We start from the raw sequence: 25,604 nt of genomic DNA, 5'->3' as shown, positions 1-25,604 counted from the left end.
CCCGCCCGACCTGGGGGCTGACCACCCTAACCAGATCAACCTGGGTGCCGGCGGGTTATCCACATTGTCGAGTTATCCACAGGCACAAAAACGAAGTCGCAGCCCAGCCGGTAGCTTCACGCCCCGATCCCCCTCGCATCCCGGGAGCCACGGATGGCCCGTACGCGCACCTCGCTCTGGCTTTTTGCCCTGATAACCGCCACCTTCGCCGCCGCGCCCGCCCCTGGTGCGGCCCAAGCCGCAGCGCCCGCCCCAGGTGCCGCCGTCGCCGCAGCGCCCGCTTTGAGTGCCGCCGTCGCCGCAGCGCCTGCTTTGAGCGCCGCCCCCACCGCGGCCGCGACCTACACCAACCCGGTAAGTGCCGGCACCGTTGACACCTTTCCCGATCCCGCGGTCGTCAAGGGCAAGGACGGGAAGTGGTGGGCCTACGGCACGACCAACCCGATCTTCAACAGCCGCGGGGAGACGGGTGAGCACATCCTGCCGACGCTCAGCTCGACCGACCTCGTGCACTGGACCTACGCCGGTGACGTCTTCCCGCTGACGGCCAAGCCCAGCTGGTGGCCGGCCGGCACGCGACCCTGGGCGCCCGACGTGCGGTATTACAACAACGCGTACCGGCTGACGTACTCGCTCTCGGTCGGCGGCATCGGGCTCGCCACCAGCCCGGGGCCGAACGGGCCGTGGACCGATCGCGGCCAGATCGTCCCGGCGGCCGGCGGCTGCCCGAGCGGCACCATCGACCAGGCGATGTTCACCGACACCGACGGGTCCTACTACCTCTACTGGGGCAGCTACGACACGATCTGCGTGGCCCGGATGAACGCGGACGGCACCGCGATCGCCGGCCCGGTCACCCAGATCGGGCACGGCCGCCGGATGGAGGGCGGCTTCGTCGTCCACCGCGGCGGCTACTACTACCTGTTCTATTCGGACGGTGGCTGCTGCGACGGCGCGTTCAGCGGTTACACCGTCAAGGCCGGCCGGGCCACGTCGCCGCTGGGGCCGTTCAGCACGCCCACCGGCGTCCGGCTGACCGACCTGACCAGCAAGGACGGCAACGTGCTGGCGGCCACGGGCAACGGCTGGGTGGGCCCGGGGCACAACGCGCTCGCGACCGACCTGGCCGGGCAGGACTGGCTGGTCTATCACGCCATCCCGCAGAACGACCCCGACTTCCCGCCGGTCACCGGGGCAAACGGCGCGACGCTCAACCTGACCAAGCGGCCCCTGATGATCGACCGGCTCGACTGGATCGACGGGTGGCCCGTCGTACGGGCGGGGGCCGGTCCCTCGAACGGCGCCGAGACCGCGCCTGTCACCACATGGGCCGTGGGCAGCACGTTCGACTCGGGCGCGGCCGGCTTCACGGGCGGCTTCACCTGGTCGGGCGGCCTGCTCACCACCGCGGCGGCGGCCACCTCGCTCAGCGCGGGCTCGGTCGCCGGCAACGTGCGGGTCGAGGGTGACGTGCGGGGAACGGCGGCCGGCATCTCGTACGGGCCGGTCACCGCCTGGCTCGACAGCGCGTCGAAGCGGCTGGTCGTCGACGGCGCGGTCACGGGCTCGGCGGCGCTGCCGGCGAACTTCAACTACCAGTCCTGGCACACGATCGTGCTGACCCGGCGGGGGAGCTCGCTGGTGGCCACGGTGTCGGCCGACCGGCTGCTGCAGGATGTCGCCACGGTCTCGTTGACGCTTCCGGCCGGGTTCGCCGGCGGGCGGGTCGGAGCGGTTTCCCGTACGGGCTCGGCCGACGTCGACAATCTCGGTGCGGCGCCGTTGTCCGTTCCGGTCACCTCCCTGGCGCCGACGCCAAGAGCGGGTGCGCTGCTGCCGGCGTACACCGACGAGTTCACCGGCACGGCCCCGAACGCGGGCTGGAGCTGGGTGCGTCCGGACGCGTCGGCCACGGTGAGCGGTGGTTTCCTCGTACGCCCGACGCAGGCCGGCGATCTGGCCCTGGGCTCGAACAGCGCCGGGGTGCTGGTGCGCGACGCCCCGGCCGGGCCCTTTGTCGTCGAGACCAAGCTCCAGTTCGACGGCGTACGGGGGAATCAGCAGGCCGGGCTCGTCCTCTACGACCACGACGACCGGTTTGTGAAACTGGCCCACTCGGTGCTGCCGCTCAACGGGATCGCGAACACGTTCCTGCAGCAGACCGAGTTCACGAAGGAGGACCGCCGGGTCTCGAACAATGCTGTCACGTCGGGGCCGTCGTTCGGTGGTCCGGCCCCGGCGACCATGTGGCTGCGGCTGCTGCATCGCGACGGCGTGGCCCGGATGGCGTCCAGCCGTGACGGCGTGACCTGGGAGTGGGGCGCGGCCTGGACGATGGCCCGCCCGCTGCGGATCGGCGTCGTCGCGATGGGCGGCACGGGCGCGACGGCCCGCTTCGACTACGTCCGCACGTACGCCGCGGGCTGAGCGACCGGGCCGAGACACCGGAACCGAGACCGGGCCGCACCGGGCGGGGCCGGGCGGGGCCGGGCGGCACCCGGTGGCACCGGGTGGCACCCGGCGGCACCGGGTGGGGCCGGGCTGAGACCGGGGTGGGGGCCACTTGGGCGGGGCCCCCACCCCTCAGGCTCAGTTGATGCTCGAATACTGGCCGAAGTCGGGGCCGATCAGCTGCCGGTCCCCGAACGTGCCGTTGCCGGTGCCGAGCCGGCGGTAGAGGGCCTTGGCCCCGTCCCGCATGACCAGGTCGTTCTTGCCGTCCTCGTTGAGGTCGCCCGCCCCGATCACGATGTTGTAGCCGAGCCAGCCGGTGCCCACGACCCGCAGCCCCGACTGGAACGTGCCGTCCCCGGCGCCCAGCATCGCGTACATGGTGCTGGTCGGGTCGTACTGCAGCAGCAGGTCGGGCTTGCCGTCGCCGTTGATGTCGCCGGGCCCGATCACCTTGCTGTAGCCCTTGTAGCCACCGGCCAGCTTGACTCGCGCGTTCAGGCCGCCCGTGCCGTTGCCCGCGAAGACGTAGAGCGCGCCGGTGGCCGCCTCCCGGGCGATCAGGTCGGACTGCTTGTCACCGGTCACGTCACCCGTGTGCACCAGCCAGTCATAGATGTTCCAGTCGCCGGGCAGGGCCAACGACGGGCGCCCGGCGAACTGCATGGTGTCATCGCCCAGGTAGACCCGCATGGTGCCGTCGGCCCGGCGGATCAGCAGGTCGTTCTTGTAGTCCTTGCTGATGTCGCCGTACGGCACGACGGCGGTGAGCGCCGGCAGGGTGTTGTAGCCGGCGTTGGGCATGGCAGCGCTGTCCGGCCGGCTCAGCTTCCAGGTGCCCGTGGTCGTGCTGCTCATCGCCAGCAGCGCCGGATAGCCGTTGCAGTCGTAGCTGTGCAGAGGCGACCCGCCGCCGCAGGTCACAGCCATGGTGCCGGCGGCGATGTCGGTGGCCCGGCCGTCCACGGTGGCCGAGAGCGACCACCGATAGCGGCCCTTCATCGCCCGCTTGCCGTCGGCGCCGTTGCCGTTCCAGGTGGTTTCCGAGGTGGCCCGGGCCGCCCCGCCCTTGGCCCGGGCCACCACCGCACCCGTACGGACCTGGGTGACGGTCAGGGTGGTCGAGTCGACCGCCTGGGTCAGCTGCGCCGTGACCGTGTATGCGCCGGGCAGCGTGAGCGTGGCCGGAGCGGCGACCGCGAAGACCGCCGGGGCCGACGGAGCAACCCCGGGGTCGACAACGTGCACCGCGTTGCCGCTGTCGACCCAGGCCACGTCGCCGCCGAACTTGTCGACCGCCCAGCTGATGTTGCGGTGGTCGGCCAGGTCGCCGCGGGGCACGGTGGCCAGCTCGACCGCATCGCCCAGCGAGCCGTCAGTCAGGTCGAGGCGCACCAGGGTGCCGTCGGCGTCGTGCCGCACCAGGTAGTTGTCGCCGAGCAGATACTGCCCGGCGGGCACGGTGACGTTCTGCTTGCGGACCAGGTCGTAGACGCCGGCCGGGCCGCTCGCGCCGCACGTCCAGTACAGATGGCTGACGGTGGCCTGCACCTCGGTTGCCGTGCAGTCGGAGCCGGTGCCGAGCGCAGCGCCCTCGCTGCCCGACTTCAGGTTCAGCGGGCGAAGCGAACCGGCCGCGTCGGCGCGCCACAGCGTCTCGAACGACAGGGCGGCGCCGGTGCGCGGGAAGGTGCGTGGCTCGCCGACGCCGTGGACGTAGAGCTTCGCCGAATCGCTCACCAGCACGTAGCCGTGGGACGCGTCGACGAGCCTGTCCACCGTGGAGGCGAGCTGACTGACGTAGTGGGGGTCGGAGTACCGCAGAACCGGATCCTGGCCAAGGTCGGAGAGATAGGTGGCACCGGGCTGATAGCCGTCCACCAGCCGGACGCAGGTCGCACCGGGGGCGCACGGTTTCGGCTCGTCGAGCTGGAGGGCGGGGTCGCCCGCCTCGCTGAACAGGTGATAGTCGGCGTTCTCGCCGACGCGGGGCAGGGCCGCGGTGTGGCGGACCACGCCGTAGGAGAGCGTGACGCCCGCGTTGACCAGCGGCTTGACGATCGGCAGGACCGGTGACTGGCCGGACTTGGTGGCCCGCCGCACCGACCAGTCGCCAGGTCCGGTGCCGCCGACGAACAGCACTCCGTCGGGTGCCTGCACCAGCTTGTTCCTGGCTTTCGGCAGCACCGTCACCGGCTCGGTGCCGCCGACGGTGAATCGCAGCGCCTCGGTCTCGGTCACGGCCGGGTCGGGCCGGGGCACGGCGATCACATCGTCGCCGGCCAGTCCGATCGCGGCCTCGGTGACATCGCTGGGCAACTCGATGGCGTCCGGCGTGGTCGCGGTGCCGGCCATGATCTCGGCCCGGGAGAGACTCCGCACGAACGGCCGCGAGATCAGGCCGATCCGGTCCCGGGTGAGCAGGACGTTCCAGGTGAACGGGACCGTGGGCAGCACGCCGACCCGGCCGGATTCGAGGTCGAGCAGGCCGTAGCGCTCGAGGATGCCGGCCGGGCTCTGAGCGGCCAGCCGCAGCACGGCGCCGGTGGCGTCGCCGGCCAGGACGTTCATCGAGATCACGTCGTCCGGGATGCCGGTGATCGGCGTGGTCGTGTGCGAGCCGTCGGCGGCCGGCCGGCGCAGCTCCACCTTCACGTTCGGGAAGGTGCCGGTGACGGCCACAATGGAGCCGCCCAGGAACCGCTCGAAGGCGGGCTGGGTGCCGTTGATGGTCAGTTTGCGCCAGGTCATCGTGCTGAGATCCAGCGCGGCGGCGGTCGTCGAACTGACCGGGTGGCCCGGTGCCGAGACGGTCGGCACCACGGTGTCACCACCGGCCGAGTAGAGCTCGTCGGCCGCCACGCCCTTCAGCTCTTCGACCTCGGTCGTGCGGCCGTCGGCGTAGGTGCTCCACAGCCATGGCGTGGACGGCTGGCGCTGGTGCAGAAAACCGGTCTCACCCGCGAATACCGGGGTGTCCCACGGATACGCCGGATAGGACGGCGCCGCCACAACTCTGATCTCGGCCGGTGTGGCCGCCGCCCCCGCGGCCGGCGTCACGGTGACGCCGGCCGCGAGAACGACACCGGAAATGGCCGCCGCGACGACGCGGCGGGACGGCTTGTGCATATGTGCCCCCGTGGTTGGTCACGCGGATCTTAGGGATTCAAGATCGTCGAATCAACCGGGTGGGCGGCCCTAAATGCTGGCGGTGGTCAACTTGGCCACCGCAGCGGTGATTTCCGGTGTCACGTAAGCCCGCAAGGCTTCGTCCGGCTCGCCGGTGGGGCCGAGAATTGTGCCCGGGCGCAGGGCCGGGTCGGGGTTCGCCCGAGGTGGCCAAGTTCGTGCGGCACGCGGCCACGGTGCTCTAGTCGGCTGTATGCCGGGCGGCCTGGCGCAGGTCGACGTCCTCGATCAGCTCGCGGGCGATCTCCTCGGGCAGCACCCGGTCGCGCACCGCCTTGCCCAGGGCCAGCCGCTGGGCCTCGAACGACGCGTCGAGGTCGGCCGCCGGTTCCGCCGCCGCCTCGGCCGCCAGCTGCCGGCCGCGTTCGCGCAGCTGCTCGGTCTCGGCGCGCTCGGCGGTGACGTCGATCTTGAGTTTGCGGGCCAGCCAGCCGATCGTCGTGCCCTGCAGCAGCAGCGTGCCCAGCGTGACGATCAGCGCGATCGCCTGGATCGCGTCGCGGCCCGGGAACTCCTCGCCCGAGGCGGTGTGCTCGGGGATCGAGGCCGCGGCGGCCAGCGTGAGGATGCCGCGCATGCCCGTCCAGCCGACCAGCACCATCTCCTTGGTGGTCGGCGCGGGCAGCGGCACCCCACCCCGCCGGGCGTGCCGTTCCTGCCAGCGCTGATAGCGGTCGCGGAAGTCGACGTCGGACTCGACGCGGCGCTTCGTCCCGATCTCCTTGAGCCGCCAGCGCCCGAAGATGACGAACACCCCGGCCATCCGCAGCACGATCGCCGCGACGAGCAGCACGGCCGCCGCCACCACCGTGCGGGTCAGCCCCGGGCTCTCCGACTCGGCCAGCTCCTGCAGCACGAACTTCAACTGCAGGCCGATGTACGCGAAGACGAAGGTCTCGAGCAGGAAGTCGAGCACCCGCCAGACCTGTTCCTCCTGCAAGCGGGTCTTGTACGCGCCCGGGTACTGATGCTGCGGGTCGAGCGTCAGGTTCACGCTGATCGAGAACGCGGCCATGACCACGGCCAGGATGCCCGACGCGTGCACCTCCTCGGCGGCCAGGAAGGCCGTGAACGGCACGAGCAGCACGAGCGCCGTCTCGAGCGTCGGGTTGCCCAGCCGCTTGCGGATCCGCAGCGCGGCGTAGGCGAACAGCGCGCCGATGCCGAGCCCGATCGACGCCGTACGGAGGAACTCTCCGAACCCGCCCGACCAGGTGGTGTGCTCCCCGTTGACGGCGGCCACGGCGATGCTGAACAGGGTCAGCGCGGTGGCGTCGTTGACCAGGCTCTCCCCGGTGAGAATCGTGGTCGCCCGTTTCGGCAGCCCGATCTCGTCGCCGTGCGAGACCGTGGTGATCGTGTCGGGCGGGGCCAGCACCGCGCCGAGCACGAAGGCGACCGACAGCCCGAGCGTGGGCAGCAGCCACGACGAGAGGAAGCCGAGCGCCCCGCAGGTGACCGCGACCAGCAGCACGCCGAGCGCCCAGATCGACCGGATGTTGGCCCCGAAGTTGGCGAACGAGGCGCCGCGGGTGGCCGAGTAGAGCAGCGGCGGGATGACGATCGCGAGGATGACCTCGCTCTCCAGCTCGAGGCGGGGCACCCCCGGGATGAACGAGGCGGCGGCCGCGAGCACCACGATGATCATCCCCGGCTCGACCCCGCGGCGTCTCGCCACGGACGACACGAAGATGCCCAGACCGATGATGAGCAGGATCTGTACGCCGTTCACGGCCTCAGACTAATGATCAGCACGCAGTCCGGCTGTCACGATCTCGATCATCCGGGTCCGGTCGGGCGCGGCCACGCACGCGGCGAGGAGGGCCTTCACGTCGGCCCGGGTCACATCAGCCCGTACGGCTCCGGCCTGTTGCGCCGCGGCGAGCAGCGCCGACTCGAGGCCGTCGAGGTCGTGTCCACTTCGGGCGGCGGCGGCCTCGACGTCGAAACCGCCCCCGGCCAGCGCCTCGGCCAGCCCGCGGTCGGCGCCGGCCCGCTCGACCAGGCCGGCGAAGTACCCGAAGAACGCGGCGCCCGGCTCGGCGGTGGCGGACAGGCGCGCGGCCTCGTCGGCCAGCTCGGCCACCCGGGCCACGACGATCGCCTCGTAGAGCGACTCCTTGGTCGGGAAATGCCGGCTCACCGTGCCCGTGCCCACCCCGGCCCGCCGGCCGATCTCGGCCACCGGCACCGACAGGCCGTCCTGGGCGAACGCCGCCATCGCCGCCTCGATCACCTTGGCCCGGTTCCGTTCCGCGTCGGCGCGCATGCACTCGTCCTCTAGTTAAGCGGGATGGTCGTCCCGTATATTGCCTTAAGCGGGACGAGTGTCCCGATTATAGGAGGCGCCACCATGTGGACTCTCGCCGACATCCCCGACCAGACCGGCCGCACCGCGCTCATCACCGGCGCCACCTCGGGCCTCGGGCTCGTCGTGGCCACCGAGCTGCGGGCGCGCGGGGCGACCGTGATCGTCGCCGGTCGCCACCCTTCGCCCGTCGCCCGGCGGATTGGGGGCGTGCCGTTGCCGCTCGACCTGGCCGACCTGGCCTCCGTGCGCGCGGCCGCGGCCGCCGTCGACCGCCCGATCGACCTGCTCGTCAACAACGCCGGGCTGATGATTCCGCCGTACGGGCTGACGGTGGACGGCTTCGAGCAGCAGTTCGGCGTCAACCACCTCGGTCACTTCGCGCTCACCGGCCTGCTGCTCGACCGGCTCGACGGCGCCCGGGTGGTGACCGTGAGCAGCAACGCCCACCACGGCGGCTCGCTCGACTTCGGCAACCTGGACTGGGCCCGGGACTACCACCCGATGCGGGCCTACCGCCGGTCCAAGCTGGCCAACCTGCTCTTCGCCTTCGAGCTGGGCCGGCGCTGCCCGGGGCTGACCAGCGTGGCCGCGCACCCGGGAGCGGCCCGGACGGCCCTGACCCGGCACAGCCCCTGGCTGTTCCGGTTCGTGACCTCACCGCGTACGCGGAAGGCCTTTGACTGGTGGTTGATCCAGAGCGCCGAATCGGGGGCGTTGCCGATCTTGCGGGCTGCCACCGATCCCGCGGTCGCTCCCAAGAGCTATTTCGGGCCGGACGGGTGGCACGAGTTCACCGGGCGTCCCGTCCTCGTCGAAGCGGCGCCCGCGGCCCACGACGAAGCCCTCGCCGCCCGGCTGTGGGAGATCTCGCAACGGATGACAGGTGTGTGCTGGCCCGCTCGCGCCGGTATGCTCACCGACGGGCCGTGACTGGCGCGTCAAGGTGGTCAACCATCGGGGAGCGGCTCCGTCTATTCCGACGACCTGCCGTGCGCCTGGGCCTCTTCATCGTGATAGGGAGGTCCCATGTCCGAGCTGAACGCCGAATCCACCGCCTTTCGCTCCGCCCTCGAGGTGGTCCGGTCCGTCGAGCCGCGCATCGCCGACGCGATCGCCAAGGAGCTGACCGACCAGCGCGAGTCGCTCAAGCTGATCGCGAGCGAGAACTACGCCTCGCCGGCCGTGCTGCTGGCCATGGGCAACTGGCTGTCCGACAAATACGCCGAGGGCACGATCGGGCGCCGCTTCTACGCCGGCTGCCAGAACGTGGACACGGTCGAGTCGATCGCCGTCGAGCACGCGAAGGCCCTGTTCGACGCGCCGTACGCGTACGTGCAGCCGCACTCCGGCATCGACGCCAACCTGGTCGCGTACTGGGCCGTGCTGGCCGACCGGGTCGAGGTGCCGTACCTCAAGAAGTTCGAGAAGCGCCAGATCAACAACCTGACCGACGCCGAGTGGGCCGAGCTGCGGCAGGCCTTCGGCAACCAGCGCATGCTCGGCATGTCGCTCGACGCGGGCGGCCACCTCACCCACGGCTTCCGGCCCAACATCTCGGGCAAGATGTTCGACCAGCGCTCGTACGGGGTCGACCCGGCCACCGGGCAGATCGACTACGCGGCCCTGCGCGCGACGGCCAAGGAGTTCAAGCCGCTGATCATCGTGGGCGGCTACTCGGCGTACCCCCGGAAGGTGAACTTCGCGACGCTGCGCGAGATCGCCGACGAGGTGGGCGCGACGTTCATGGTCGACATGGCGCACTTCGCCGGTCTGGTCGCGGGCAAGGTCTTCACCGGCGACTACAGCCCCTTCCCGCACGCGCACATCGTCACCACCACCACCCACAAGTCGCTGCGCGGCCCGCGCGGTGGCGCCGTGTTTGCCCAGCCTGAACTGTCGGAGCAGGTCGACCGCGGCTGCCCGATGGTGCTCGGCGGCCCCCTCGCGCACGTGATGGCGGCCAAGGCGATCGCGTTCGCCGAGGCCCGGCGCCCTGAATTCGCTACATATGCTCAGCAGATCGTCACCAACTCGCAGGCGCTGGCCGAGGGCCTCGTCAAGCGCGGCGTGCAGCTGGTCTCCGGCGGCACCGACAACCACCTCGTGCTGATCGACGTGCACCCGTTCGGCCTGACCGGTCGCCAGGCCGAACAGGCCCTGCTCGACTCGGGCGTGGTCACCAACCGCAACGCGATCCCGAACGACCCGAACGGCGCCTGGTACACCTCGGGCATCCGGGTCGGCACCCCCGCCCTGACGTCGCGCGGCCTGGGCGCGGCCGAGATGGACCAGATCGCCGAACTGATCCACACGGTCCTGGCCGGCACCACCCCCGACGCCACGTCGAAGGCCAAGTTCCACCTCGACCCGGCCGTCTCCGACCGCGTCCACAAGCAGGCCGCCGAACTGCTCGCCGGCTTCCCCCTCTACCCCACCGTCGACCTGGGCTGACGACTTGATCCGTAGGCTCCGGGCCGACCCGGAGCCTACGGAGAGGCCTCTTTACCTCGTTCAGTATCACGCGGCGAAGCGCAGCGTTGCTCGATGGCGCCCCTCGGATGGGCTCAGGGCGTTCTGTTTTCCTGCGATCATGCAAATCCTTGCCGTAGCGGTCAGTCCGAGCCGCTGCCAGTTGGCTGAGGCGCAGGCTTCCGCTGGTGAAGCGGTCCGAAACCTACACGTCAGGCACTCCCGCTCCTCGCCCCATCTGCTCGTCCCTGCCAGGCGCCTGGGGACGAACGTCTCGGGGTGAGGGGATGATCAAGTTGGGAAAGCGACGACGTATGACCCGCCGCGGTGAGCCCAGAGGCTCAAGGTGGCTGGTTGTGGGTGATGTGGCTATCCGAGTTCTCGACTCGCGGCCACGGCGGCGACGCTTTACGTCACCCTGAAGGGCGGCGGCCCTGCTGGTCACTGGTGAGTGACTAGCAAGGCCGACGTAGTGGGGGAGGGCGCCAGCTCCGGGCCGGCCCGGGGGCCTGTGGATAAATAGGCTCACCACGTCTCAGCCGCGAGGCGTGGGAGTCGATGCGAGCCGCGCCGCCAGCCAGCGCAGCGTGTGTAAGCCCTGTTCGCGCTGCATGTGCCGCAGTGCGGTGGGCCCCGGCAGGTGCCCGTCGCGCCAGGCTCGACCGGCCAATCCGGCCAGCGCCACGTTCACCCCGTCGGCGGGCGCGTCCGGCCGGCAGGCCCGCAGCAACCACTCGGGATCATGTCCACAAGCGGCCACGTCCGGGCCCAGGCGCACCACGTCCATCCAGCCCGGGGCCGTCCACAGGTGGGTCCAGTCCACGATCACGAGCCGCCCGTCCGGCCGGCGGATGAAGTTGTCGCGGCGCAGGTCGCCGTGGTGCAGCGCGGTGCCGTCGGCGAGGGCGTCCAGCCACCGGCTTTCCAGGTCGGCGAGCAGCGGGATCGGCAGGTCGACGGGCAGCCGCCGCCCGCGCAGGTGATCCACCCGAGGACCGTCACCGTTGAGCGCCCGCCACGTGCCCAGCATCGGGACAAAGGCTTCCGCGTACGGGGTGCTGCCGCGCACCGGGCTGAGCTCTGCCAGGCGTCGCACGGCCGGCACCAATCGGGGCAGGTCGGCGGTGTGCCAGCGGGTCACCGGTTCGCCCTCGACCACCTCGTACGCGGCGATCCGCCACTCGCCGACAACACCGCTGCCCACCAGCCGGGGTGCCAGCGAGCCGGTCACCGCAGCCAGGATCAGGCCGGCGTCGTCGGTGCCGACCTTGACGAAGAGGCGCCTGCCGCCCGCGCCGGCCACCTCCGAGGCGATCGACGGCGTGAAGCCCGCGCTCGCGGGGTGCTCGGCCACGATCGGCTCACCGAGCAGGCTTTCCACCATTTCCCGTACGGCGTCGGGGGCGTCGGACAACCGCGGGCGGTGCTCTTCCACCAGGTCACGGTAGCCTCGGCGGCGATGGTGCCGTCACGCGTGCTCGAGGTGCTGGCCGACCTGGCGCCGGCCGGGAATGATCGTGAGCTGGACGTCAGCCGGGGTGGGCCGCTCGTGTGGCTGGATGACGCGGAGCGGGTGGGGCGCACCAAGGAGGCCAACCGGCTCGCCGCGATCGGTGCGTTGCATCGGGAGGAGCGTCCGCTGCGCCGGGGCTGGGGTTTCCTGGTCGGGCGGGCCGAGATCGAGGGCAAGCCCCGCAAGGTCAGGGTGCCGTTGCTGAGCCAGCCCGTTCAGCTCGAACGTGGCCTGCTCGGCTATCGGATCGTCCCGGCCGGCGACGTCGAGATCACGCCGCAGATCGGGAACCGCACGCTCGCGGCCGCGCTCGAGGCGGCGCCGGGGGTGGCCGGGCCGGGCTGGCTGGCGGCGACGGGCAGCAAGGCCTGGCTGTGGTCGGCCGCCGAGGCGACGGGGTTGCCGGTCGACGCGCTGGCCACCGGCCGCCGCGCCCCCAACGACCGGGTCGTGCTGGTGCCCGAGCCCGCGCTGTTCGTGGTGCGGGACGTCTTCGGGGCCGGGCTCGCCGACAGTCTGCGCAGCTGGGCGGGCCGCGAGCTGGCGGGCACGGCGCTGGCCGCGCTCTACGACACGTGCGAGGAGTCCGAAGAGGACCGTACGGAGGTGGTCTCGCCGTTGCCGTTGAGCGAGGCCCAGGCGGAAGTGGTGCGGCGCGTGCGCACGGCCCCGGTCACCGTCGTCTCGGGGCCGCCGGGCAACGGCAAGAGCCACACCGTCGTCGCGGCCGCGCTCGAGGTGGTGCACCGCGGCGGGTCGGTGCTCGTGGCCACCCAGTCGCCGCACGCCGCCGAGGTGCTGGCCGGGCTGCTCGAACGCTATCCGGGGCCGGTTCCGGTGCTGTTCGGCGACGCGGCCCGGCGGGAGAGCCTGGCCGCCGAGCTCACCGCCGGTCTCGACAGCGGCGCGAGCGACGGCGAGGTGCGGGCCGACGCCGAGGCGGTGCGGCGCGCGCTTGCGGGCGTACGGGAAATGCGGTCTCGGGTGACGGCGGCGCTCGAGCTCGAGATGCGGGCGGCCGGGCTGCCGGACTGGCAACCCCGGCTCGCGGAACTGGCCGCCGATGTGCCCGGCGCGTTCCGGGACGGCGTCGATCCGGAACGGGTCGCGGCCCGGCTCGACCGGGGTGGCCTGGCCCGATGGTGGACGCTGCGGCGGATGGGCGCGGCCGAGCACGTACGGGATGCTTTGGCCGCGGCCGCCGCTCAGCAGGCCGCCGCCCACCTGGCCGCGACCGGCGGCACCGACCTCGAGCCGCAGTGGGCCGTCCTCCACGACGCCGAGAACGCGCTGGCCCGGGCGATCGGCGACGCGATGCGACGCAGTGCTCGCAGCGCGCGTCGGTGGGATCGGGCGGCCCGCCGCGGCGCCGCCGACCTGGGCGTGGCGCTGCGAGCCGGCCGCAACCGCCGCCGCGAGCTGCTCGCCACGATCGAGGCCGGGCCGCTGGTGCGCGCCCTGCCGCTGTGGATCGGCACGGTCGCCGACGTCGAGGATCTGCTGCCCGCCGCGCCCGGCATGTTCGACCTGGTCGTGCTGGACGAGGCGTCCCACGTCGACCAGGTGCGCGCGGCCCCGGTGCTGGCCCGGGCCCGCCGCGCGCTGGTGGTGGGCGACCCGCGGCAGCTGCGGTTCGTGTCGTTCGTGAGCGACGTCGACGTGGCCGGCGTGCTGGCCCGGCACGAGGCCGACGAGCGGCTGGACGTGCGCCGGGTCAGCGCCTACGACCTGGCCGCGGGGGCCGCCCCGGCGACCTGGCTGGCCGAGCATCACCGCAGCGTGCCGCACCTGATCGGCTTCTCGGCGCGGCGCTTCTACGGCGACCGGCTCGACGTCCTGACCCGGACGCCGGCGAGTGAGCACGCGGACGCGATCGACGTGGTGCACGCGTCGGACGAGATCGCCGCGGTGCTGGCCGCGGTCGAGAAGGAGGCGGCGGCCGGCACCCGGGGGATCGGGGTGATCTCGCCGTTCCGTCCTCAGGCCGACGCGTTGGAGGCGGCGCTGGTCGAGGCCTACCCGGTCGAGCGGATCGAGGAGCTGGGCCTGCGCGTGGGCACGGTGCACGCCTTTCAGGGCAGCGAGGCCGACGTCGTGATCGTCTCGCTCGGCCTGCGACCCGACGACCCGCCCGGCCGCCGCCGGTTCGTGGCCGATCCCAACCTGTTCAACGTGATGGTGACCCGCGCCCGGCGCAAACTCGTGGTGGTGACGGCCGTCGAGCAGCCGGACGGTTTGCTCGGCGAGTTCTTCGCGTACGCGTCCGGCCCGCGCGCCGTCGCCCAGCCGGACGCCGAGGTGCCGCCGGGGTGGGCCGCGGAGCTGGCGACCGAGCTGCTCCGCCTCGACGTGATCACCAGACCCTCGTACGGGGTGGGCCGTTGGACGATCGACCTCTGCATCGGCCCGCCCGAGAGCCCGACCGGCATCCTCTGCGCGCCCCACCCGGACGGCCCCGAGGCGCACCTGGCCCGTCGCCGCGCCCTGACCCAGGCCGGTTGGCGGCTCCGGGACGCCTTCGCGAGCCGGTGGAACGGCGACCCCCGGCGGGCCGCCCTGGATCTCGCCACCTAGATCGTGACGACGGGATTGGTCAGCGTCCCGAGCGCCGCCGACGAGATCTCGATCACGTCGCCGGGCCGCGAGGTGAAACCGGCCTCCGGGACGACTCCGGTTCCGGTCAGCAGCACCACGCCGGCCGGGAAGCTCAGCGCCCGGAACAGCCAGGCGGCCAGATCGTCGAAGCCGCGGGCCATCGCCGCCGTCGACGTCGTGCCGGCGAAGACCTCGCGGCCCTCCCGCAGCACCCGCAACCCGACCGGGATCGGACCCGGGTCGATCGCCCAGGCCGGCACGATCGCCGGGCCCAGGGCGCAAGCACGGTCATAGAACTTGGCCTGCGGCAGGTAGAGCGGGTTCTCGCCCTCGATCGACCGGCTGCTCATGTCGTTGCCCAGGGTGTAGCCGAAGACCTCCCCGGCCGAGTTGAGCACCAGGCCGACCTCCGCCTCGGGCACGTCCCATCCCGAGTCGGCCCGGATCCCCACCGCGTCGCCGTCGCCCACCACCCGCCAGGGACTGGACTTGAAGAAGAGCTCGGGACGGTCGTTGTCGTAGACGTGGTCGTAGAGCGAGCCGTGCCCGGACTCCTCTTTGCGGCCGTCCCGGCTGCGCAGGTAGGTCACTCCGGCCGCCCACACCTCCTGCTCGTCGAGCGGGGGAAGCACCTGCTCACCGGGCTGGTCACCGGTGGCTTCGCGGGCCGCCGCCTCGATCGTGGCCCGGGCCTGCTCGAGCGGCACGGTGAGCAGGCCGGCCAGAGTGCCGTCGAGCGCGCGCCATCCGCCGTCCGCGCGCACCGCCCACCGCGTCGCGTCGCCGGTCCGCAGGTGGTGAAGGGATATCGACATTCGCTCATCCTAGGTTTGTGAGGTGCGGAAACACTCCGGATACCCTCGTCGGCATGGCCCGCGTCGTACCGGCGGTCGTCCGCGCGCTCGACCTCCTCGAGCTGTTCCTGGACCGCCCCCAGTTGTCGGCCCGCGACGTGATGGAGCGGCTCGACCTGCCCCGCACCACCGTGCACGAGCTGCTCGTCACGCTCGTGGAACGCTCCTACCTGATCCCCGTCCCGGGTCAGCCGGTGCAGTATCGGCTCGGCATGCCGTTGTTCCAGCTCGGCGCCGCGTTCGCCGGGCGGCTCGACCTGGTGCGCGAGGCCCAGATCGTCACGCGCGACGTGGCCGCCGCCTGCAACGAGGCGGTGCACGTGGCCGTGCTCGACGGGGCCGACGTCATCTACCTCGTCAAGGTCGACAGCACCCATCCCGTACGGATGGTGTCCGCGGTCGGGCGGCGGCTGCCGGCTCACTGCACCGCGGTCGGCAAGGTCTTGCTGTCCGGTCTTGATCGGGCTGCACTGGACGCCGTCCTGGCCAAGGGCGTCCTGCCCGGCATGACGCCGGAGAGCGTCACCGACCCCGACCGGCTGCGCGCCCAGCTCGAGGGCGTACGGGCCGAGGGTGTCGCGGTCGACGTCGGCGAGTCCGACACCGCCATGCGCTGCGTCGCCGCCGGGATCCGGGATCATGCCGGCGTCCTCATCGCGGCCATGAGCGTCTCCGCGCCGATCATCCGCTGGACCGCGCAGGCGCACGAGGAATGGACCGCGCTCGTGCGGGACGGGGCGGCCACGCTGTCGGCCCGCATGGGTCACTCGGCCCGGTAGCCCGCTTAGCGTTACCGGCCAAAAGCCGCATCGGGACATTGACACCCTTCGTCGGGGTCCTCTACCGTCGCGTCCACTCTAGACGATATTTCGAACACGGTTCGATATCTCGAACAGTGACGTGGCGAAGGAGGCGAATGTCATGGGGGACAGGACGTCATGGTCTCGGCGCGACTTTCTGGGGCTGGGGGTGGGCGCGCTCGGCGCGGCCGGCCTGGCCGCGTGCGGTGGCACCTCCTCGTCGACCGGCGGCGGGCAGGCCGAGGTGCCGAAGGAACTGCTCGACGCGGCGTCCTCGCTCAAGGGCACCGCGATGGGGCTGCTGTCGCAGAAGCTCTACTCCACGGCGGCCAACGAGGCGCTCGACAGCTCGATCAAGAAGTTCGCCGACGCCACCGGCACGAAGATCGAGAACAGCCTGGTGCAGGCCGACGCCGGTGACGTGGTGGCCAAGATCGACGCCGAGGTCAAGGGTGGCGTGGCCCGCGACCTGGCCTTCATGACCGACTCCCGGTTCATCGCGCAGTTCCACGCGCTGGGCGACCTGGAGGACGTGACCGATGTCGTCACCGCGCTGACCGCCCTGTACGGCGAGCCCTGCGCGGAGGCCAAGAACTTCTGCGTCTTCGACGGCAAGTGGTACGCCATTCCGTACCACTTCATCGGGATCGGGTCGTTCCTGCGCAAGGACTGGATGCAGGAGAAGGGCATCGCCCCCAAGGACGTCTACACCTGGGAGGAGCTGCGCGACGTGTGCCTGGCCATCTCGGACCCGGGCAAGCGCCGCTTCGGCTGGGGCATGACGGTGAACCGCTCGGGCGACGGCAACGGCATGATCGAGGCCCTGATCAACTCGTACGGCGGGGCCATCGCCTCCAACGACGGCCGCAAGGTCACCTTCGACACCCCCGAGACGGTGCAGGCGGTGACCTTCCTGGGCGACATCTACACCAACGGAAAGTTCAAGCCGATGCTGCCGCCCGGGGTGGCCAGCTGGACCGACACCAGCAACAACGAGAACTGGCTGGCCGGGGTCCTCGGCTACACCCGCAACAGCTTCAGCGTCTACGCCGACTCCAAGACCAAGAAGAACCCCGTGTACGACAACACCCACGTCTTCTCGGACTGCGTCGGCCCGGCCACCGACAAGTCGCTGCTGCTCGGCCAGTCCCAGGGCTTCGTGGTCTTCAAGGGGGCCAAGAACGCCGCGCTGGCCAAGCTGCTGGCGCAATATCTGGTCACCGCGCCCGCGCTGGTCGGGGTGTCGAAGGAGGCGCCCGGCCTGGTCATGCCGGCCTGGCAGAAGGTCTGGGACGCCGACCCGTATTTCACCGGCGGCGACCCGGCGTTCCCCATGGTCCGCACCATGTCGCAGCAGCCGCTGCCGCTGTCGACCAAGAACGGCCTGAAGTTCCCGCAAAAGGCCAGCGCCGGTCAGCAGGCCGTCGTCGCGGCCTACGTCCTGACCGACATGATGCAGCAGGTCGTGCAGGGCACGGCGCCCGCTGCGGCCGTGACGGCGGCCCACGCGAAGATGGTGCAGATCTTCGCCCAGCAGGGGCTGCCGCAGTGAGGTTGGGTTCCCTCACGACGACCCAGCGGCGGCTCGGTCGCGACTGGCGGCTGGCAGCGCTGTTCTTGGCACCGACGGCCGTGTTGGTCGGCGCGCTGGTGCTCGTGCCGATCCTCCGCTCGATCATCACCAGCACCACGGAGCGGCACGGGTCGCAGAGCGTCTTCGTCGGCCTCGGCAACTACCTGGCCCTGGCCGGCGACGACCAATTCCGTACGGGGGTGGTCAACTCCTTCGTCTTCACCGCCTACGCCGAGCTCTTCAAGGTGGTGCTGGGCCTGGCCGCGGCCCTGCTGCTGCACAACCTGCGGCGCGGCCGGGCCCTGCTGACCGGGCTGCTGCTCGTGCCGTGGGTAGTGCCGACGGTGGTGACGGCGTTCAGCTGGCGCGCGCTGCTCGACCCGATCTTCGGCAGCGTCAACAGCCTGCTCGACGGCTCGGGGATCGGGCCGTTGCTGGCCAGTACGCATCTGGTCGACAGCTGGCCCGCGGGCTGGCTGTCCGACGCGTCGCTGGCCATGCCGTCCGTGATCCTCGTCAACGTGTGGAAGGGGGTGCCGTTCTTCACCGTCTGCTTCCTCGCCGGGCTCAAAGCCATACCCACCGACCAGTACGAGGCGGCGACCATCGACGGCGCCTCGGCGCTGCAACGGTTCCGGCACGTGACGCTGCCCGGCCTGCGCCACGTGATCACCGTGACGGTGACCCTGTCGTCGATCTGGACGTTCAACAACTTCGACCTGATCTGGCTGCTGACCCAGGGCGGGCCGGGCGACGTCACCGCGCCGTACGTGCTCGTCGCCTACTCGAAAGCGATCCTGCAGCTCCAGTACGGCGCCGGGGCCGCGGTCACCCTCGTCATGCTGCCGATCATCGCCGCCCTCGTGTTCTTCCTCGTACGGCTGTTGCGCCAGGACGCCGGCACCACCGCGCCGAGCCGGATTCCTCTGTGGCCGTTCGCGGTGCTGGTCACCGGCCTGCTGGCCTGGGCGTCGCCGCAGATCTTCTGGAAGGCGGCACTGGTCCTGGCGGTGATCCTGCTGATCGCGGTGGCGGTCGGCCGGATCGTCTCGAGCGGCCGCCGCCTGTCAGCCGTCGTGTCCGGGGTCGCCCTCACCGCGTTGCTGGCCTTCGTGCTGGGCCCGATGTATTGGATCGCCGTCACCGCGTTCAAGACCGAGGGGCAGGTCGTCGCCCGGGTCAACGACCTGTGGCCGGCCCCGTGGAGCTGGGAACAATTCGGCGCGCTGTTCACCAACCAGCCCTTCGGCCGCTGGTATCTCAACACCCTGATGGTGTCGGCCGCGTCCACGATCGTCGCCCTCATCTGCGCCGTCCTGGCCGGCTACGCCCTGGCCCGGCTGCGCTTCCGCGGGGCCCAGGGCTTCACCGTCACGGTGCTGCTGACGTACGTGATGCCGGGCGCGTTGCTGTTCATCCCGCTCTACCAGCTGCTCATCGGGGCCCGGCTGACCGACTCGTTGTGGTCGCTGGTGCTGACCTACCCGACCTTCACGATCCCGTTCGCCACCTGGCTGCTGGCCGGCTACTTCTCCTCGATCCCGGCCGACCTGGAAGAGGCCGCACTGGTCGACGGCTGCTCGCGCATCCAGGCGTTCGGCCGGGTGGTGCTGCCCCTGGCCAAGCCCGGCCTGCTCGCGGTCGCCCTGTTCACCCTGACCAACGCGTGGAACGAATTCCTCTTCGCCTTCGTGTTCATCACCAAGGACGAATACAAGACCCTCCCCGTCGGCATGCAGTCAATGATCGCCGGCGACGTCGTCCCCCAGGGCCAGCTCGCCGCGGCCTCCCTACTGGTCAGCATCCCCGTCGTAATCATCTACGCCTTCGGCCAACGCTTCCTCACCGAGGGCCTCACCGCGGGCGCAGTCAAGGGCTGACGTATGGCTACCGGCATGGTCGTCAGGGCTGAAGGCCGAGAAGACGACTCATCAGATCAGCGCTTGCCGGAGCACCCGCCCGGCTCAGGGCATCGATTGTCGATCTGTCGGTCGCGCCCTTCAACGACGTGACCGCCGTACGGTGGGCCGAGAACATTTCCGGCTGGTACTCGGTGATGAGACGACCGAGCAATTGATCAGGCGTCAAAGCTTCGACATCAAGGATCCGCATCACCCCGGTCGGAAAATCCCTGATGTTGGAGGTGCACAGCACCGTGGCCTCCGCGGCGAGGGCGGCGGCCAGCACGTGGCGGTCCCCTTCATCGGGAAGCGCGACTCCGGCCAGTGCCTCGTCCAGCATTCGCCAGTGCTCGTCGCTCGGCTCGATCTCGGCGTAGGGAAAAGCCCGGTTCATCGCGTGCACGAGCCGCTGACCAGCCACAGAGTCGAAGCCAGGGACATTGATTTCGAGGTGCTCGGTGACCTCCGCCAAAATCTGCGGGCTCCAAGTAATAGCGATGATCTCTTGATCGGCCGCGTAGAGCAGGTAATCGCGTAAGACGCGGGAGTACAGGACGTTCGCATCGGCGAGAACGACGCGAACGAGATCTGACTCGTGGCTCACCTCGCGCGGGCTGTCAGTCACTTGTCAGGCCAAGCTCGTCCTGCAGCGCGGCCAAGTCGGCCAGCGCCTCGCGCCGCCGTGGGCGCTCTGACTCCAGGAACTCCCTGATCGAGGAGACGCGGATGCGGTGGTGTGAGCCGACCTTGCGGAAGCCCAGCAGGCCACGGTCCATGAGCTTACGAACCTGAGGTCGTGACATCCCCAGCAGCACCGCGGCCTCGGTCGGGGTGACTTCGGCCTTGCCCGGGGAGACGAGAACCTCCTCGCCGCGCGCCCGTGCGTCGATCCAGCGGGAAACCAGCTCTGCCGTCTCTCGTGACAACTCGACCTGCACTTCGTCGCCGGAGTTGTCGAGCGCACGGTGGAGAGCACCAGCGTCACGTGTCAGAAGATCACTCATCAGCTGCTCCAACTGCTCTAACTGCATCAACTGCACCGAGTCTAGCGCTGCTGTCAGAGCTGGGCGGGGGAGCGCCATACGTCACTTCGCGTACGGGGAGAGCCGCCCCTCGACGGACGAAGTTGGGGTCATGTCGTCGGAGCATGGGCGCGTAGGGCGGATGGCGAGTTGGGGAGGGGTTATGGGTTCGGTGCGGGTGTTGCGGGCGGCTTCGGTGGTGGGGCTGGTGGTGGGGGCGGCCGGGATCGGGTTGTTGTGGGCGGGTGGGGTCGAGTTTCCGGTCGCGGTGCCGCCGGGGATGGTGATTTTGCTGGTGGGGGCGGCCTTCGTGGCGGTGGCGCCGTGGCGGTGGGCGCCGATCGTGGCGGTGGCGCTGGGTGCGTTCATCGTGGCCGGGTTTCTCATCAGCCCGACCGGGATCGGCAACCTGACCGGGGACGCCGGTGGCACGGTGTTGGCCGGCCAGGCGATTCAGCTGGCCGGCGTGGTGGCGGCGATGGCCTTCGGGCTGCTCGCCCTGCGCAGGCGGAAAGCGAGCTAGTCGCGGCCGTACTTGTCGAACGAGACCGTCCAGTCGCCGAGGCCGTTCCAGATCGGCAGCTTGCGCGGGCTGTTCGTGACGTCGACGACGTCGCCGATCAGGAAGTTGTTGTAGACCCACTTGGCGTCGGCGGTGCTCAGGTTGATGCAGCCGTGCGACTTGTTGGCGCGGCCCAGCGAGCCGTTCCACGGGGCGGCGTGCAGATATTCGCCGGAGTAGGTGATGCGCGTGCAGAACTCGATGTTCTCCGACACGTAGTAGTTCGGGTCCTTCGGGTCGGTCACGCCGTAGGTCGCCGAGCTCATGGTGTGCTTGCGCTTCTTGCCCAGCACGACGTGCGGGCCGCCGGCCGTCCAGTAGTTGATGCTCTCGCCGTTGGCCCCGGTCGTGCCGCCGCCCTTGCCGAGGCTGCTCTTCATCGTGCGGACGAGCTTGCCGTCGATGTAGACCTTCGTCATGTGGGTGCGGTTGTCGCTGATCGCGATCAGTTGCCGGCCGATCCGGAACTCGGTCGACGCGTCCTTGGCCCCGTACGTGGTCTTGCCGAGCTGGACGCCGAACGCCTTGACGTTGACCTCGACCTTCGTGCCGGCGGCCCAGTATTTCGCGGGCCGCCAGTGCACGGTCTTGTCGTCGCGCCAGTAGAACTTGCCCGGCACCGACGGCGAGGTCTTGATCTCGATCGCCTTCTCGGCCGCGTTCTTGTTGACGGCCTTGCTGAACCGGACGATCACCGGCTGCCCGGCCCCGTACGTCTTGCCCGACTTGAGCGCGACCATCGCGTTGGCCTGGAAGGTGACCGTGGCCGTCTTCTCCGGCTTGAGCGTGGTGAAGCTGCTCTTCTCGGTGGTCGTCACGCCCGCACTGTCGGCGGCGGTGACGGTGACCGTGTATTTGCGCCCGTACGCGAGGGCACCCGTCGACTGCCAGGTGCCGTCCTCCTGCATCGCGCCGGCGATCTTGGCCTGGCCGGCGGTGACGACGACCGACTCGAGCTTGCCGTCGGCGGCGCTGACGACGATCGGCTTGACCGGCGACGCCCCGGTCTTCCCGTTCGCCGGGGTGACCGTCAGCTTGACCGGCGCGGCGACCGGCTGCTTGCCGTCATCGGCCGTCCCGACCCAGTTCGAGCCCCCGCCGTTGCCCTTGCCGTTGCCGGAACAGCCGGCGGCCGCGGTCGCCGCGGCCACCCCGATGGCGCCAATGATCACCTTGCGTCGCTGAATCATGACTCTCACATTCGAGGGATGCCGACCGGCGCCGTCCGGGGCCTGCCTATAGAGACGTAGCAGGACGCGAAAACGTTGCACCTTCATCGAAGGGGAGATGATATTGACAGACGCGGGCCCTAGAGCGCTATCAGCCGTACGTCCGTCAATGCGCCGTCGCGGATCTCGGCGGTCTGATAGGTGCGGTGCGGCTGGCGCCGGCGGTCGGTGGGCGAGCCGGGGTTGAGCAGGCGCAAGCCGGAGGCGGCGGTCGTGTCCCAGGGGATGTGGGAGTGGCCGAAGACGAGCAGGTCAACGTCGGGGAAGCGGGCCGCCATGCGCTCGGTGCGGCCGGTCGACTGGCCGGTCTCGTGGATCACCGCCAGGCGCAGGTCGGCCAGGTCGGCGTACGCGATCTCGGGCAGCCGGGCCCGCAGGTCGGGGCCGTCGTTGTTGCCGTAGCAGGCGATCAGCCGGGCCGAGCGGGCCTCGAACGCGTCGAGGGCGGCCTCGTCGACCCAGTCGCCGGCGTGGATGACGACGTCGGCCGCGTCGATGGCCGCCCACAGTGGAGCCGGCAGATCGCGGGCCCGTTTGGGCAGGTGGGTGTCGCTCGTGAGGACCAGACGCACCCGGCCAGCCTAGGCGAAGATCAACCGAAATGACGGGTTCGAGTGTTTAATCAAGGCGTGACGGAACCGGTTCCGAGGTCTTCGTTATCGAGCCCTCCCAGGGGTGAACGGGCATTCGACGTACGGGTCTGAACTGGCCTTTTGCCCGAAGGGGCAGCGCTCAGCCGGATGTGTCGGGCACAAGGCCGGCCAGGTTCCGGAACCGTGTTCATCTATGGACAGCTGATGAACGCGTCCATAGCGTCGATCGCGGGGGAGCGCTCTCCAATCACCCCGAGGAGAGTCCGGCCTTCCCTAGGGCGCAAGAGTCCCCCTTGCGCATCCCCGCCCAAGGAGAAGCAATGACCATCCCCATCTCCTCCGCACCCGAGCGGAGGCGCTCCCCCTGGCGATTGGCCGCGGTCAGCGGTCTCATCGCCACCGTCGTCGCGGGTTATGCCGCGGTCACCGCCATCGGCGCCAGCGCCGCGGAAACCCTGCTCTCGCAAGGCAAACCGGCCACCGCGTCGTCCACCGAGGCGGCCGGCGCCTACCTCGCCTCCGAGGCCGTCGACGGTAACGCCGGCACCCGCTGGGCGTCGGCGTTCAGCGACCCGCAGTGGCTGCAGGTCGACCTGGGCAGCTCGCAGGCGATCAGCCGGGTCGAGCTGAACTGGGAGACGGCCGCGGCCAAGGCCTTCCAGATCCAGGTCTCGGACAACGCCAGCACGTGGACCAGCATTTACTCGACGACCACGGCCACCGGCGGCAACCAGAACCTCACGGTCAGCGGCACCGGCCGGTACGTGCGCATGTACGGCACCCAGCGCACCACCGGCTACGGCTACTCGCTGTGGGAGTTCAAGGTCTTCGGCGGCACCCCGACCACGCCCCCGACCACCCCGCCGGTCACCGGCGACCCGATCCCGGGCGGCGGCAGCCTCGGCGCCAACGTGGTCGTCTTCGACCCGTCGATGTCGAGCGCCAGCATCCAGGCGCGGGCCGACCAGATCTTCGCGCAGCAGGAGAGCGCGCAGTTCGGCACCGGGCGCTATGTGCTCGCGTTCAAGCCGGGCACCTACAACGGACTGAACATCCAGGTCGGCTTCTACACGTCGATCGTCGGCCTCGGGCAGAACCCGCAGGACGTGCGGATCAACGGTGACATCACCGTCGACGCCGGCTGGTTCCAGGGCAACGCGACCCAGAACTTCTGGCGCAGCACCGAGAACGTGTCGGTCTATCCGGTTAACGGCACCAACCGCTGGGCCGTCTCGCAGGCCGCCCCGTTCCGCCGCATGGACATCCACGGCAACCTCAACCTGGCCCCCAACGGATACGGCTGGGCGTCCGGCGGTTACATCTCGGACTCCCGGATCAGCGGCAGCGAGGGGCAGTACTCGCAGCAGCAGTGGTTCACCCGCGACAGCCAGATCGGCTCGAACACCAACGCGGTGTGGAACCAGACCTTCGTCGGCGTGCAGGGCGCTCCCGCGGCCAGCTACCCCAACCCGCCGTACACGGTGATCGGGCAGACCCCGGTGATCCGCGAGAAGCCGTACCTCTATCAGAGCGGCGGCGACTACGCGGTCTTCGTGCCGAATCTGCGCACCAACACCTCGGGCGCGACCTGGGTCAACGGCAACACCCCGGGCTCGAGCATCCCGCTCAGCCAGTTCTACGTGGCCAAGCCCGGTGACACCGCCGCGCGGATCAACCAGGCGCTCGCGCAGGGCCTCAACCTGATCTTCCAGCCCGGCATCTACCACGTCAACCAGACGATCAACGTGAACCGGGCCAACACCGTGGTGCTCGGCCTCGGCTACGCGACGATCATCCCGGACAACGGCGTCACCGCGATGCAGGTGGCCGACGTGGACGGCGTCAAGATCGCCGGCGTGCTGTTCGACGCGGGCACCACCAACTCGTCGAACCTGCTGGTCATGGGGGCTGCCGGGTCGTCGGCCAACCACGCCGCCAACCCGTCGACGGTGCAGGACGTGTTCTTCCGGATCGGTGGCTACATCGCCGGCAAGGCCACCAACAGCCTGCTGGTCAACAGCAACAACGTGATCATCGACCACATCTGGGCCTGGCGCGCCGACCACGGCAACGCCGGCACCTACGGCTGGACGGTCAACACGGCCGACAGCGGCCTGATCGTCAACGGCAACAACGTGACGGCGTACGGCCTGTTCGTCGAGCACTACCAGAAGACCGAGGTGCTCTGGAACGGCAACGGCGGCCGCACCTACTTCCTGCAGAACGAGCAGCCGTACGACCCGCCGTCCAACGCCGCGTGGCGCAGCGACGGCGTGCTCGGCTACCCGGCCTACAAGGTGGCCGACAGCGTGCAGACGCACGAGGCCTGGGCGATGGGCAGCTACGCCGTCTTCCTCGACAACCCGGCCATCCACTCGGCGAACGGCTTCCAGGCCCCCACCCACGGCGGCGTCAAGCTCCACAACATCTTCACGATCTCGCTGGCCGCCGGCACCATCGACCACGTGGTCAACAACATCGGCGCTCCGGCCCAAGCCAGCAACGTCGTCCCCTCCACAATCACCAACTTCCCGTGACAGAT

Annotated in this window: 18 protein-coding genes and 1 riboswitch; of the genes, 9 read left to right on the top strand and 9 right to left on the bottom strand. The window is 70.4% G+C overall.

The features are described 5' to 3' along the window. Positions 1–153 precede the first annotated feature (153 nt). Entirely contained in the window at positions 154–2,427 is a 2,274-nt protein-coding gene (locus tag JKJ07_RS23740; RefSeq protein WP_202993888.1) for a glycoside hydrolase family 43 protein, read from the top strand. 162 nt (positions 2,428–2,589) lie between these two features. Here the strand turns inward: JKJ07_RS23740 and JKJ07_RS23735 are convergent, their stop codons facing one another. The 3 genes from JKJ07_RS23735 to JKJ07_RS23725 all read right to left on the bottom strand — a co-directional run bounded on the left by JKJ07_RS23735 (position 2,590) and on the right by JKJ07_RS23725 (position 7,909). Beyond that, positions 2,590–5,580, bottom strand: coding sequence for an FG-GAP repeat domain-containing protein (locus JKJ07_RS23735; protein WP_202993887.1), 2,991 nt, complete (start codon positions 5,578–5,580; stop codon positions 2,590–2,592). A 241-nt stretch (positions 5,581–5,821) separates the two neighbouring features. After that, a complete protein-coding gene (locus JKJ07_RS23730; RefSeq protein WP_202993886.1) occupies positions 5,822–7,372 on the bottom strand; it encodes a cation:proton antiporter in 1,551 nt (516 codons plus the stop codon). 9 nt (positions 7,373–7,381) lie between these two features. Further along, complete coding sequence (locus JKJ07_RS23725) at positions 7,382–7,909, bottom strand: TetR/AcrR family transcriptional regulator (RefSeq protein WP_202993885.1); 528 nt, start codon at positions 7,907–7,909, stop codon at positions 7,382–7,384. An 84-nt stretch (positions 7,910–7,993) separates the two neighbouring features. Between JKJ07_RS23725 and JKJ07_RS23720 the strand changes: the two genes are divergently transcribed. Beyond that, positions 7,994–8,881 (top strand): oxidoreductase, encoded by an 888-nt coding sequence (locus JKJ07_RS23720; RefSeq protein ID WP_202993884.1) that lies wholly within the window; start codon positions 7,994–7,996, stop codon positions 8,879–8,881. Then, a riboswitch (ZMP/ZTP riboswitch) is annotated at positions 8,868–8,959 on the top strand. It overlaps the preceding gene by 14 nt. Before the next feature lie 18 nt (positions 8,960–8,977). Further along, positions 8,978–10,402, top strand: coding sequence for a glycine hydroxymethyltransferase (locus JKJ07_RS23715; protein ID WP_202993883.1), 1,425 nt, complete (start codon positions 8,978–8,980; stop codon positions 10,400–10,402). A 553-nt stretch (positions 10,403–10,955) separates the two neighbouring features. Here the strand turns inward: JKJ07_RS23715 and JKJ07_RS23710 are convergent. Continuing rightward, entirely contained in the window at positions 10,956–11,855 is a 900-nt protein-coding gene (locus JKJ07_RS23710) for an aminoglycoside phosphotransferase family protein (protein ID WP_307834371.1), read from the bottom strand. 24 nt (positions 11,856–11,879) lie between these two features. Between JKJ07_RS23710 and JKJ07_RS23705 the strand changes: the two genes are divergently transcribed. Next, positions 11,880–14,507, top strand: coding sequence for a DEAD/DEAH box helicase (locus JKJ07_RS23705; RefSeq protein WP_202993882.1), 2,628 nt, complete (start codon positions 11,880–11,882; stop codon positions 14,505–14,507). Here the strand turns inward: JKJ07_RS23705 and JKJ07_RS23700 are convergent. After that, the gene (locus JKJ07_RS23700) at positions 14,504–15,343 is read right to left on the bottom strand and encodes a fumarylacetoacetate hydrolase family protein (RefSeq protein ID WP_202993881.1); all 840 of its coding nucleotides are present in this window, start codon (positions 15,341–15,343) and stop codon (positions 14,504–14,506) included. The genes JKJ07_RS23705 and JKJ07_RS23700 overlap by 4 nt on opposite strands. Before the next feature lie 53 nt (positions 15,344–15,396). Between JKJ07_RS23700 and JKJ07_RS23695 the strand changes: the two genes are divergently transcribed. The 3 genes from JKJ07_RS23695 (at position 15,397) to JKJ07_RS23685 (ending at position 19,635) form a co-directional block, all read left to right on the top strand. Further along, positions 15,397–16,161 carry an IclR family transcriptional regulator gene (locus JKJ07_RS23695; protein WP_202993880.1) on the top strand — a complete coding sequence of 255 codons (765 nt, stop codon included), beginning with the start codon at positions 15,397–15,399 and terminating at the stop codon, positions 16,159–16,161. Between the two features lie 142 nt (positions 16,162–16,303). Next, positions 16,304–17,734 (top strand): extracellular solute-binding protein, encoded by a 1,431-nt coding sequence (locus tag JKJ07_RS23690; RefSeq protein WP_202993879.1) that lies wholly within the window; start codon positions 16,304–16,306, stop codon positions 17,732–17,734. Beyond that, on the top strand, positions 17,731–19,635 hold the full coding sequence (locus tag JKJ07_RS23685) for an ABC transporter permease (RefSeq protein WP_202993878.1): 1,905 nt from the start codon (positions 17,731–17,733) through the stop codon (positions 19,633–19,635). Before JKJ07_RS23690 ends, JKJ07_RS23685 begins: the two co-directional genes overlap by 4 nt. Positions 19,636–19,657: 22 nt before the next feature. Here JKJ07_RS23685 and JKJ07_RS23680 read toward each other — a convergent pair whose 3' ends face one another. Beyond that, positions 19,658–20,281 carry a PIN domain-containing protein gene (locus JKJ07_RS23680; protein WP_202993877.1) on the bottom strand — a complete coding sequence of 208 codons (624 nt, stop codon included), beginning with the start codon at positions 20,279–20,281 and terminating at the stop codon, positions 19,658–19,660. Next, positions 20,274–20,687 carry a helix-turn-helix domain-containing protein gene (locus JKJ07_RS23675; protein WP_202993876.1) on the bottom strand — a complete coding sequence of 138 codons (414 nt, stop codon included), beginning with the start codon at positions 20,685–20,687 and terminating at the stop codon, positions 20,274–20,276. The genes JKJ07_RS23680 and JKJ07_RS23675 overlap by 8 nt, the downstream gene beginning before the upstream one ends. A 154-nt stretch (positions 20,688–20,841) precedes the next feature. Here JKJ07_RS23675 and JKJ07_RS23670 point away from each other — a divergent pair, with 154 nt between their 5' ends. After that, a complete protein-coding gene (locus JKJ07_RS23670; protein ID WP_202993875.1) occupies positions 20,842–21,201 on the top strand; it encodes a hypothetical protein in 360 nt (119 codons plus the stop codon). Here JKJ07_RS23670 and JKJ07_RS23665 read toward each other — a convergent pair. Both JKJ07_RS23665 and JKJ07_RS23660 read right to left on the bottom strand, forming a co-directional pair. Beyond that, a complete protein-coding gene (locus JKJ07_RS23665) occupies positions 21,198–22,430 on the bottom strand; it encodes a L,D-transpeptidase (RefSeq protein ID WP_202993874.1) in 1,233 nt (410 codons plus the stop codon). The two genes, JKJ07_RS23670 and JKJ07_RS23665, sit on opposite strands and share 4 nt — an antisense overlap. Before the next feature lie 119 nt (positions 22,431–22,549). Next, entirely contained in the window at positions 22,550–23,041 is a 492-nt protein-coding gene (locus JKJ07_RS23660; protein ID WP_202993873.1) for a metallophosphoesterase family protein, read from the bottom strand. A 341-nt stretch (positions 23,042–23,382) separates the two neighbouring features. Here JKJ07_RS23660 and JKJ07_RS23655 point away from each other — a divergent pair, with 341 nt between their 5' ends. After that, positions 23,383–25,599 (top strand): discoidin domain-containing protein, encoded by a 2,217-nt coding sequence (locus JKJ07_RS23655; protein WP_202993872.1) that lies wholly within the window; start codon positions 23,383–23,385, stop codon positions 25,597–25,599. Positions 25,600–25,604: the final 5 nt, after the last annotated feature.

The sequence above is a fragment of the Paractinoplanes lichenicola genome (assembly GCF_016785085.1).
GTDB classification, from domain to species: domain Bacteria; phylum Actinomycetota; class Actinomycetes; order Mycobacteriales; family Micromonosporaceae; genus Actinoplanes; species Actinoplanes lichenicola.
Note: the sequence above shows the minus strand (reverse complement) of the source record. Positions and strands in the feature narration are given on the sequence as shown.

What these genes read in the sequence shown, in the direction of transcription:
- JKJ07_RS23740 (WP_202993888.1), top strand. Translation starts at nt 154, where the DNA reads ATGGCCCGTACGCGCACCTCGCTCTGGCTTTTTGCCCTGATAACCGCC.
- JKJ07_RS23735 (WP_202993887.1), bottom strand. Translation starts at nt 5,580, where the DNA reads ATGCACAAGCCGTCCCGCCGCGTCGTCGCGGCGGCCATTTCCGGTGTC.
- JKJ07_RS23725 (WP_202993885.1), bottom strand. Translation starts at nt 7,909, where the DNA reads ATGCGCGCCGACGCGGAACGGAACCGGGCCAAGGTGATCGAGGCGGCG.
- JKJ07_RS23720 (WP_202993884.1), top strand. Translation starts at nt 7,994, where the DNA reads ATGTGGACTCTCGCCGACATCCCCGACCAGACCGGCCGCACCGCGCTC.
- JKJ07_RS23715 (WP_202993883.1), top strand. Translation starts at nt 8,978, where the DNA reads ATGTCCGAGCTGAACGCCGAATCCACCGCCTTTCGCTCCGCCCTCGAG.
- JKJ07_RS23705 (WP_202993882.1), top strand. Translation starts at nt 11,880, where the DNA reads ATGGTGCCGTCACGCGTGCTCGAGGTGCTGGCCGACCTGGCGCCGGCC.
- JKJ07_RS23700 (WP_202993881.1), bottom strand. Translation starts at nt 15,343, where the DNA reads ATGTCGATATCCCTTCACCACCTGCGGACCGGCGACGCGACGCGGTGG.
- JKJ07_RS23695 (WP_202993880.1), top strand. Translation starts at nt 15,397, where the DNA reads ATGGCCCGCGTCGTACCGGCGGTCGTCCGCGCGCTCGACCTCCTCGAG.
- JKJ07_RS23690 (WP_202993879.1), top strand. Translation starts at nt 16,304, where the DNA reads ATGGGGGACAGGACGTCATGGTCTCGGCGCGACTTTCTGGGGCTGGGG.
- JKJ07_RS23675 (WP_202993876.1), bottom strand. Translation starts at nt 20,687, where the DNA reads ATGCAGTTAGAGCAGTTGGAGCAGCTGATGAGTGATCTTCTGACACGT.
- JKJ07_RS23670 (WP_202993875.1), top strand. Translation starts at nt 20,842, where the DNA reads ATGGGTTCGGTGCGGGTGTTGCGGGCGGCTTCGGTGGTGGGGCTGGTG.
- JKJ07_RS23665 (WP_202993874.1), bottom strand. Translation starts at nt 22,430, where the DNA reads ATGATTCAGCGACGCAAGGTGATCATTGGCGCCATCGGGGTGGCCGCG.
- JKJ07_RS23655 (WP_202993872.1), top strand. Translation starts at nt 23,383, where the DNA reads ATGACCATCCCCATCTCCTCCGCACCCGAGCGGAGGCGCTCCCCCTGG.